Below are 9,111 nucleotides of genomic sequence, written 5' to 3'. Positions count from 1 at the left end.
GGTGTAGCCCATCGCGGCGCGCAATCCGCCGGTGAGCTGATGGATCACCGACGACAGCGGCCCGCGGAAGGGCACCCGGCCTTCGATGCCCTCGGGCACGAGCTTGTCCTCGGAAAGCACGTCGTCCTGGAAATAGCGGTCCTTGGAGTAGGACTTGGCCTCTCCCCTACCCTGCATGGCGCCCAGCGATCCCATGCCGCGATAGCTCTTGTACTGCTTGCCGTTGACGAAGATCAGGTCGCCGGGTGCCTCGGCGGTACCGGCCAGCAGTGATCCCAGCATCGTGGTGGACGCGCCCGCAGCCAGCGCCTTGGCGATGTCGCCCGAGTACTGCAGTCCGCCGTCGGCGATCACCGGCACACCGGCCGGGCCGCAGACCGCCACCGCTTCGAGAATCGCAGTGATCTGCGGCGCCCCGACACCGGCCACCACGCGGGTGGTGCAGATCGAGCCGGGACCAACGCCGACTTTGACCGCGTCGGCGCCGGCCTCGACCAGCGCGGCGGCGGCCGACCTGGTCGCGACGTTGCCGCCGACGATCTCGACCCGATCGCCGACCTCAGCCTTCAGCTGGGCGACCATGTCGAGCACCAACCGGTTGTGGGCGTGCGCGGTATCGACCACCAGCAGATCGGCGCCGGCGTCGGCCAGCGTCATCGCCCGCACCCAGGCGTCGTCGCCGACCCCGACCGCGGCACCGACCAGCAATCGGCCATCGCTGTCCTTGGTCGCCAGCGGATGTTGTTCGGTCTTGACGAAGTCTTTGACAGTGATCAGACCGGTCAGCCGTCCGTGGCCGTCGACGATCGGCAGCTTCTCGATCTTGTGCCGGCGCAGCAGGCCCAGCGCTGCGTCCGCGCTGACGCCCTCCTGGGCGGTGATCAGCGGAGCCTTGGTCATCACTTCGCCGACATGCTTGGACTGGTCGACCTCGAAGCGCATGTCGCGGTTGGTGATGATGCCCACCAGCTGGCCCGCGCCTTCGATGACCGGCAGCCCGGAGATCCGGAACCGGGCACACATCGCGTCTACCTCGGCCAATGTGTTGTCCGGGTGGCAGGTCACCGGATTGGTGACCATGCCGGCCTCAGAGCGCTTCACGGTTTCGACCTGTCCGGCCTGCTCCGAGATCGGCAGATTGCGGTGGAGCACACCGATGCCGCCGGAGCGGGCCATCGCGATCGCCATCCGAGACTCGGTGACGGTGTCCATTGCCGAGCTGACCAGGGGCACCTTCAACCGGATCTTCTTGGTGAGCTGGCTGGAAGTGTCGGCGTTGGCCGGCACCACATCGGACGCAGCCGGCAGCAGCAGGACGTCGTCGAACGTCAGTCCCAGCATTGCGATCTTCTGCGGGTCGTCACCGCCGGTCGGTACCGGATCGTCCGGGAAACCACCCACCCGGGGATACGACGTGACAATCAGGTCGCCGCTGCCTTCGAGACGGGACAAGCCAGATGACATTGCCGGGGCCTCCCATATGCGCGCGGAGTGAGAATGCCATCCTATCGGCTCGGCCGACCACCGCTGACGACGCGCGCCGGGGAAGGCCGCACGAAGCGGCAACATGGGGGCTGGGCTGCGGGGTATCGCTGGCGTGATGCCCGTCCTGCTGCGTAATGTGGAGCCGTGCGCGACCACCTTCCGCCCGGTTTGCCGCCCGACCCGTTTGCCGATGACCCCTGCGATCCGTCGGCTGCGTTGGACGCGGTCGAGCCCGGTCAGCCGCTGGACCCCCAGGAGCGGATCGCGGTCGAGGCCGATCTGGCCGATCTTGCGGTGTATGAGGCCTTGTTGGCGCACAAAGGTATTCGCGGCCTGGTGGTGTGTTGCGACGAGTGTCAGCAGGACCACTATCACGACTGGGACATGCTGCGCGCCAACCTACTTCAGCTGCTGGTCGACGGCACCGTGCGCCCGCACGAACCGGCCTACGACCCCGAGCCAGATTCCTACGTGACCTGGGATTACTGCCGCGGGTACGCCGACGCTTCGCTCAACGAGGCCACCACGGACACCGAGGGCTTCCACGGGCGCCGCTGAGCGGCTCCCCCTTCTCGACGACTGAGTCCGCCTAGCCGCCAAACGGGTTGGGCGCAACCGTGATTGCCGGATCGCCCGGCGGGATCACCGCCACGGTGGCCGTTGCGCTGACCGCCGGGGCCGGGCCCGGCAGCGCGCTGGGCGGCATCGTCGCACTACGGTCGCGGCTGGCGACCTTCGCGTTCAACAGGTTCACCTTGTCGATGAGCCCCTGCTTGCGGTCGTTGTCCTTAACCGTCTGCACGTGAGCGCCGACCGCGGCCAGTTTGTCCTGAGCCTGATCCCATTGGCCCAGCGCGATCATTTGCTGAACCTGGTCGAGGTCGGTTTCGGCGGACACGGCGATCTGGTCGTCGTGCACGGACGCGGGCTCCCCGAACAGCATCCCGAATCCCGCGACAGCGATAACGGCCGCGGCCAACGCGCTGACCAGCGCTGTCCGGCGCCGGGCGCGCCGCCGCGCCGCCAGCCCACGGTTCAACACCGCCACCGCGTCCTGCTCGCGACACACCCTGCGGGGGCCGTGCACCCTCAGCTCATCCCGCCAGTCCTCCAGCAGCCCGGCCAGCGCCCGGTCTCCGGTATCGCGGGCGTCCCCGACATCGACGAAGTCGACCGGCTCGCGTTTCGCCAGCGCGTCGACAAACCGCTCGCTGCGCGCGACCGCGTCCGGATCGGGCTGATCAAAAGGTGTGAGGGACGGGTCAGACATGGTCTCGTCCTGCCGCGGCGATCGCGGATTTCAGCCGCGTCAGCGCGCGGTGCTGGGCAACTCGCACCGCTCCGGTGGTGCTACCGACGGCCTCGGCTGTCTCTTCGGCGCTCAGACCGACCACCACACGCAGGATCAGGATCTCGCGTTGCTTGTCGGGCAAAATCTCGAGCAACTCGCGCATCCTGGTGACGGAGTCGGCGTCGATCGCCGCCTGCTCGGGACCCGGCTCGGCCGACCAGCGTTCCGGAACGGTGTCCGTGGCGTAGGAAAGATCGCGGCCGACGGCGCGGTACGCGTCGGCCACCTTGTGCGCGGCGATGCCGTACACGAAAGCCAAGAAGGGGCGGCCGCGATGGCGATAGCGCGGCAGCGCCATGACGGCGGCCAAGCAAACCTCCTGTGCCACATCGTCGGCCGACAGACCGGTCCGCTCGAATGCGCCGACTCGGGCGCGGCAGTATCGGACCACGATCGGCCGGATGGTCTCCAGTACCTCTCGAAGCGCGTCTCGATCGCCTGCCACAGCATCGGCAACAACAGCGTCGAGACGGTTCTTCTGTGTTGACATCGACCGCAACATCTCCAGCGTTACGAACCGGCTATCGCCCCGGTTCGATGGGACGTCCTTACGACCATAGTGACCCAGCGATGCTTAGAGCTTCCGCCAGGCTCCGCCCCAGTGCTCTACGCGGCGGGCGCAGCCCTCGCGGATGTCCCGCAATTCCGCGATCCGGGTCGGGGTTTCCGTGCCGAGGTCGACCAGTAAGCAGGCCACCGCCCAGCGCAGCGGTACCAGCCCTAGTTGACCGGTGAGCTCCAGCGCGGCGTCGGCAACATCCCGCGCCCGGTCGAGCGCATCGGAGCTGCACAACGCCGCGGCCAACACCACTTGGCTCTTGGCCCGGTGCCGCGCCGAGCCGTCGAGCGAGGTGGCGGCCAACTCGACCGCCACCTCCGCGTTGCGGACCGCCACGCCACCACGACCGCCGAACATCGCCAGCTCAGCCGCGACCCAGGCCTTTCGAATCGCCAGCCGTGGTGGCGCCTGCGCGACGAACGGGTCCGCCCGTTGCAGCAGGGCCGCTGCGGTGGCCAACCGGCCGACACCCAGCGCGTCGGCCGCGAGCCCGGTCAACGCATCGCCGGCTGCCTCAGGGTCGTCGCCGGCGAGCGCCCATGCGCGCCCGTCCCAACCGCGGGCAAGGCTGTGCCAGCCCAGCTGGCGCAGAAACGACGCATGTGCGCTATGAGCCAGCGAGGAAAGCCGGTCCGACGGTGCGGCGCCCAGCAGCGTCGCAAGGTCGGTGTAGGCACTGCCGTAGCGACCCTGTCCCCCGGCTGCAACCGCGCGTAACCACCGCTGATGCGGTGTTGTCGCAGCCGGCAACGGCCAACGTCCGGGCTGGTCGCCGAACGCGACGGCGGCAAGCTCTGACTCGACAGACGAGCGGTGAGAGATATGTATCACGGCGGCCGACTCGTTAAAACTTCATGGTTTCTGAGTTACACGGGTATTAAATCGGTCGATGATGATATTTGTGGTGCCTACGCCGTAATTCGGCCGCGAGCTGCGACATTTCCACATAGCACGCGGTCAACATGCACTCCTCGGTTCAGCGGACTCATCGCCTCGATGAACTCGGAGTAAATTCCCAAGCCGCACTTCACCATTCGGCAGAGTACAGCCTGTTGACGGAAATTCCCTAGCACCCCTACGTTTAACGCGACGAGTAGTCACCGACGACCCGCTCGATTCAGTTGACGACGTACGTGATCGCGAACTGGCTTGAAGAGAGGGACATCAATGCCGCAACCAGAGCAACTACCGGGTCCCAATGCCGATATTTGGGAATGGCAATTGCACGGCCTTTGCCGCGGCGTGGACTCGTCAGTTTTCTTCCACCCAGACGGTGAGCGCGGTCGGGCACGTCTGCAGCGGGAACGTCGGGCCAAGGAGATGTGCCGCACCTGCCCGGTGATGGCCCAGTGCCGTGCGCACGCCCTGGACGTCGGCGAACCGTACGGAATTTGGGGTGGCCTGTCGGAGACCGAGCGCGAACTGCTGCTCAAGCGGGACATCAGCAGAACGCGGGGCATCCGCCGCAGCGCCTAGTTCCAGCCGGGACGGGTCGGCGCTTACAGAATCGACCCGTCCTGCTTGTACTGCTCGATTTTGTCCCAGTCGACCCCGGCTTCCAGCAGGATCTCTTCGGTGTGCTGACCGTGCTCGGGTGCACCGGTCGGCTGAACATGGTGACCGTCGAATTGAACAGGGTTGGTCGGCAGGATGTAGGGCTTACCGTTCATCGCGTTCACGGTCGGGATATAACCGTTGGCGATGACGGCGGGATCGTCGCACAGCTCGCTGGTCTTCTGCAGGACAGCCCAGGCACCCGACAGCGGCTTGAGGATCTCGCGCCACTGGTCGATGGTCTTTGACGCGAACTCCTCATCCATGATGTCGATGAGCTCGCCGCGGTTCATGAAACGAGAATGACCGTCGGCGAACCTCTCGTCGGTGATCAGGTCGGTACGGCCGATGACCGTCATGAACTCGGGGTAGAACTTGTCGCCCTGCAGCATCATCAGCGTGATGTAGCGGTCGTCCTTGGTCCGGTAGTTACCGACTAGCGGGTTGGGCATGTCGCGGTGGGTGAACGTCGGAATCGGGTCACCGCCGTAGAGCATCGCGGCGGTCACCTGCGGCGTCATCGCCCACGCCGCGAGGCCGAGCAACGAGACGTCCACGATCGAGGTCTCACCGGTCGACTTGCGCTTATACAGCGCGGCGGCGATTCCGCCGGCGATAGTGAGCCCACCCATCAGGTCGCCGAATGCCGGAGTCTGCATCACCGGTTCGGGAAGCTCGCGGGTCAGTGCGTCGGCGATGCCGCCGCGCGACCAGAAGGACACACCGTCATAGCCGGGCTTGTCAGCGTCGGGACCCTCTGGCCCGTAACCGGATCCGCGAACGTAGACGATGTCGGGGTTGGCGGCGCGTATCTGCTCGACCTCGATGCCGAAGTGTTTGCGCCGGCTCGGCAGATAGCTGGTGAGGAACACGTCACTGGTTTTCGCCAGCTCGTAGACGACCTCTTGACCGCCCGGTGTGGTCAAGTCGATGCCGATGGATTTCTTTCCGCGGTTGGGCATTTCGATCATGTAGTTGACGGCGGTTGGACCGCCCGGAATGAGGCCCATGGTGACCAGACCGCGTTGCGGGTCGCCGCCCTCGCGTGGCTCGACCTTGATCACGTCGGCGCCCCACTCGGCGAGCACCGCACCGGCGGCGGGGACGAACGTCCACGCCGCGACTTCCAAGATACGGATGCCGGCGAGCGGTTTGGCGTCGGTCATAACGAGTCCTCCTGTATCACGGTCATTTTCACACTATTCGCCGATCAGCCCGAATCGGCGGTAAGCGGCACGGATGTCGATACGGGCCTGTTCGGGCAACTTAGCCTGCGGGGGCCGGGATTCCGGGTACGAGCCGACCGGCAGCCCGATCACCGACGCGGCGTATTTGAAGGCACCGCCCCAGTGGGTGAAGTAGTCGGGCCGTCCGGGATAGCGGGTGAACCAGCCCCGCATGTCGAGCTCGAACTGGTCGAGCCCCGACTCTTGCGCGTAATCCATTGCCTCGACCAGCTTGTCGTTCCACACCAGGTCCCAGTACTGCGACAAGGCCCGCTTCTTCGGCGTCTCGAAAAGGTAGCCGGTGGTACCGAGCTGGCCTGGGCCGACGATGCCGGATCTGAGCCAGCCGGCCCGGTACACCGTCGTATCGCATTCCCAGATCACCAGATCCGGTGCGAGCTCGTGCAGCATCCGGCTCTGATGGGGCCGGAAGGAGCCTTCTTTGGTGGCGCACACCGCTGGTATCTCCTCGACGAGACGAGCACCTTCCTGAGCGGAGAGCACATATCCGGAGCTTGGTGAGTTGAACATTCCCAATGCGATGTCGGTGCGATCGGCGATGTATCTGAAGAAGTTGAGAACGCCTTCGCCGCCGTGTAATTCCATCATCGGTGTCTGGATGTAGACAATGTCGGCGCCCGCGTCCGTGGCATGCTGTGTGAGCTCCAGACAGTCCTTGGCCGACATCGCCGCGGTACACGATTGGACGATCACGTCGGGGTTGATGCCACGTGCTTCGTCAATAGCGACTTCTAACAGCGTCTTTCGTTCCGCGACGGTCAGCGACCAGAATTCGGCGACCCCGCTGGTCACCCAGAGCATCGGATGCCCGAGCGTGCCCACACAGTGCCGGACCAGGGTGCGGTAGGCGTCCCAGTCGATGTCGTCGCCGTCGCGCCCGCTGAACGGGGTGTACAGCGAGTCGCCGATGCCGTGCAATGCATTGCGCGCCCACTGCCGAGCATCCTTGGCATTAGCCATTGTTCACTCCTTGATCTAGCCGACGATCTCGAAGACCGCTGCGGCCGACGTCACCGCCTTGTCGTCGTTGCCCTCGTCGTGCAGCAACATGCGCACACCCACCTTGCCCGACCCGCCGGCGTGCGCGGTGCCGTCCACCCGGAACGGCCCGACCTTGCCGCGTGACATGAACATCACGTGCCAACTCACCACCTGCAGCTTGCGAGTTCCGACCGCGTCGGCGGCCAGATCGATCGCGGCGGTTTCCAGCACCACGTGCTGCGGCCCGATGTGCAGCGCCGCATCCGGAGAGGCCAGCTCCACGCTGAGGGCCGGCAGCTGCCAGTGGGCGTCGGGCCGTCTGGACGCGCCGAACGCCTGCCACATCGGCGGCAGGTCTGGCGAATCCTCGATCACCAGCTCGGTGCCCGAAACATCCATCTTTCCAAGGCCTTCCGGCGGGACACCGATGATGGCGCCCTGGCCTTCGTTGAAGGCGATGACCCGGTCGGGGTTGTCGGCGTCGACGATCTTGCATCGCCCGTAGCCCATCATCCGGCCCTGGTGGACGTTGCCGGAGTCGACGATCTCGACCCTTTTCACGTCGTATCCGGGGTCGACGATCTGCACCGAGGCGATCACCGGGTTGGGCACCGCGACCATGTCGGTCTGGCAACCTTCGGGCGAGGCTATGGCCAACGGCGCCACCATGATTCCGCCCGCCTCGTTGCGCATGTCGCGACGGATGACGACAGTGTCGTCGCTGTCGCCGACGTTCATCGACGAATGATTGCGGCCGATGTAGCGGTAGCTCAGCAGCCCCGTCCAGCGCCGATACAGCTCGTCTCGGTAGGCGTCGGCATCACCCAGGAATTCCCTGATGTCTCGCAGCGGCCCGGTCAATCGCGTCGTCCCTCCTGAGCGGAAAGTGAGCGAACGCTCAGCTAGGACTTTACGGCTGCCCCTGCCAATGTAAAGGCCTTATCGCTGATCTATTGCGGGTCGAATAGCACCGGCACCGAGGTCGGCGACCGGAACACCTGTCCACGGACATGCGGGTCGTCGGCGTCGGGATCAAGTCTCAGGTTGGGCAGCCGATCCAGCAGCAGGTTGATCGCCGTGCGCATTTCCAGCCGCGCCAGGTGCATGCCCAGGCAGACGTGGACGCCGTGGCCCCAGCCCAGATTTGCCCGAGCCTCCCGATGGATGTCGAACGTGTCGGGGTCGGGGTAACGATCTTCTTGCCGGTTCGCCGAACCCAGCATCGGCATCACGGTCGCGCCGGCCGGGATCGACACCCCACCCAGTTCGGTGTCGCGGGTCGCTACCCGGGTGATGGTCAGCAGCGGCGGTTCCCACCGCACGCCCTCCTCGATCGCCTGCGGAATCAGCGAGCGGTCCGCGCGGATCGCGTCTAATTGCTCCGGGTCGGACAACAGCCCGAGGAGCAGGCTGCCCAGCGACCGATAGGTCGTCTCCACGCCGGCCGGCAGCAACAACCGCAGGAAGGAGAAGATCTCCTCGTTGGTGAGCTTCTCCCCGTCGATCTCAGCGGCACCGAGCGCGCTGATCAGATCGTCCTTGGGCTCGGCGCGACGGGCCTCCAGGATCGGCTCGAAGTATTCGCAGAGTGCAGCCGAGGCCGCCAGCCCGCGTTCGGGATTCATCAGCCAACTCAGCAGTGAGATCGACCAGCGCTGGAACTGCGGGTAGTCCTTTTCCGGCAGGCCCAGCAGGCCTGCGATGATCTGGCTGGGGTAGTCGAAGGTGAACTCCTTCACCAGATCCGCTTTGCCGTTGGGAGCGAAGTTGTCGATCAGGCTGTTGGCCACCCGGCCGACCAGCTCGTCCTGCCATTTCGCCAAAGACTTCTGCGAGAACGCCTTCGATACCAGCGAGCGCAGTCGCCCGTGGATCGGCTCGTCCATACCCAGCATCACGCCTTCGCCCAGCACCGGCCCGAACGCCGCGATGAC

9 protein-coding genes and 2 pseudogenes are annotated in these 9,111 nt (G+C 65.7%); 2 read left to right on the top strand and 9 right to left on the bottom strand.

Annotation, left to right across the window (positions count from 1 at the left end):
* Positions 1 to 1,464: IMP dehydrogenase (guaB, locus tag VGH54_RS23220; RefSeq protein ID WP_331514454.1), on the bottom strand; the 1,464-nt coding region annotated here is incomplete at its 3' end.
* Positions 1,465 to 1,629: 165 nt separating this feature from the next.
* On the opposite strand from guaB, the gene VGH54_RS23215 reads away from it, so the two are divergent.
* Positions 1,630 to 2,043 (top strand): DUF5319 domain-containing protein, encoded by a 414-nt coding sequence (locus VGH54_RS23215; protein WP_331514452.1) that lies wholly within the window; start codon positions 1,630 to 1,632, stop codon positions 2,041 to 2,043.
* Between the two features lie 31 nt (positions 2,044 to 2,074).
* Here the strand turns inward: VGH54_RS23215 and VGH54_RS23210 are convergent, their stop codons facing one another.
* The 3 genes from VGH54_RS23210 to VGH54_RS23200 form a co-directional block, all read right to left on the bottom strand.
* On the bottom strand, positions 2,075 to 2,755 hold the full coding sequence (locus VGH54_RS23210) for an anti-sigma-D factor RsdA (RefSeq protein ID WP_331514451.1): 681 nt from the start codon (positions 2,753 to 2,755) through the stop codon (positions 2,075 to 2,077).
* Positions 2,748 to 3,326: a sigma-70 family RNA polymerase sigma factor gene (locus tag VGH54_RS23205; RefSeq protein ID WP_331514450.1), complete on the bottom strand. Its 579-nt coding sequence runs from the start codon at positions 3,324 to 3,326 to the stop codon at positions 2,748 to 2,750. The genes VGH54_RS23210 and VGH54_RS23205 overlap by 8 nt, the downstream gene beginning before the upstream one ends.
* Positions 3,327 to 3,410: 84 nt before the next feature.
* Positions 3,411 to 4,223, bottom strand: a complete 813-nt coding sequence (locus tag VGH54_RS23200; RefSeq protein WP_414688776.1) for a hypothetical protein — start codon at positions 4,221 to 4,223, stop codon at positions 3,411 to 3,413.
* A gap of 339 nt (positions 4,224 to 4,562) precedes the next feature.
* Here VGH54_RS23200 and VGH54_RS23195 point away from each other — a divergent pair, with 339 nt between their 5' ends.
* Positions 4,563 to 4,871 carry a WhiB family transcriptional regulator gene (locus VGH54_RS23195; RefSeq protein WP_325688453.1) on the top strand — a complete coding sequence of 103 codons (309 nt, stop codon included), beginning with the start codon at positions 4,563 to 4,565 and terminating at the stop codon, positions 4,869 to 4,871.
* 23 nt (positions 4,872 to 4,894) lie between these two features.
* Here VGH54_RS23195 and VGH54_RS23190 read toward each other — a convergent pair whose 3' ends face one another.
* The 5 genes and pseudogenes from VGH54_RS23190 to VGH54_RS23175 form a co-directional block, all read right to left on the bottom strand.
* Complete coding sequence (locus tag VGH54_RS23190) at positions 4,895 to 6,115, bottom strand: CoA transferase (RefSeq protein WP_331514448.1); 1,221 nt, start codon at positions 6,113 to 6,115, stop codon at positions 4,895 to 4,897.
* 241 nt (positions 6,116 to 6,356) lie between these two features.
* Positions 6,357 to 6,434, bottom strand: a pseudogene (locus tag VGH54_RS30105) (hypothetical protein); the annotation flags it as partial.
* A 110-nt stretch (positions 6,435 to 6,544) separates the two neighbouring features.
* Positions 6,545 to 7,156: pseudogene (locus VGH54_RS30100) on the bottom strand (dihydrodipicolinate synthase family protein); the annotation flags it as partial.
* 15 nt (positions 7,157 to 7,171) lie between these two features.
* Positions 7,172 to 8,038 (bottom strand): hypothetical protein, encoded by an 867-nt coding sequence (locus VGH54_RS23180; RefSeq protein ID WP_331514446.1) that lies wholly within the window; start codon positions 8,036 to 8,038, stop codon positions 7,172 to 7,174.
* Positions 8,039 to 8,127: 89 nt separating this feature from the next.
* On the bottom strand, positions 8,128 to 9,111 hold a 984-nt coding region (locus VGH54_RS23175; RefSeq protein ID WP_331514445.1), incomplete at its 5' end, for a cytochrome P450.

The sequence above is a fragment of the Mycobacterium sp. genome (assembly GCF_036488105.1).
GTDB lineage: Bacteria > Actinomycetota > Actinomycetes > Mycobacteriales > Mycobacteriaceae > Mycobacterium.
This window is presented reverse-complemented; position numbering and strand designations above follow the sequence as displayed.

Excerpts from the sequence above, each read along its gene's own strand:
- VGH54_RS23210 (WP_331514451.1), bottom strand. The coding sequence starts at position 2,755 with ATGTCTGACCCGTCCCTCACACCTTTTGATCAGCCCGATCCGGACGCG.
- VGH54_RS23205 (WP_331514450.1), bottom strand. The coding sequence starts at position 3,326 with ATGTCAACACAGAAGAACCGTCTCGACGCTGTTGTTGCCGATGCTGTG.
- VGH54_RS23195 (WP_325688453.1), top strand. The coding sequence starts at position 4,563 with ATGCCGCAACCAGAGCAACTACCGGGTCCCAATGCCGATATTTGGGAA.
- VGH54_RS23190 (WP_331514448.1), bottom strand. The coding sequence starts at position 6,115 with ATGACCGACGCCAAACCGCTCGCCGGCATCCGTATCTTGGAAGTCGCG.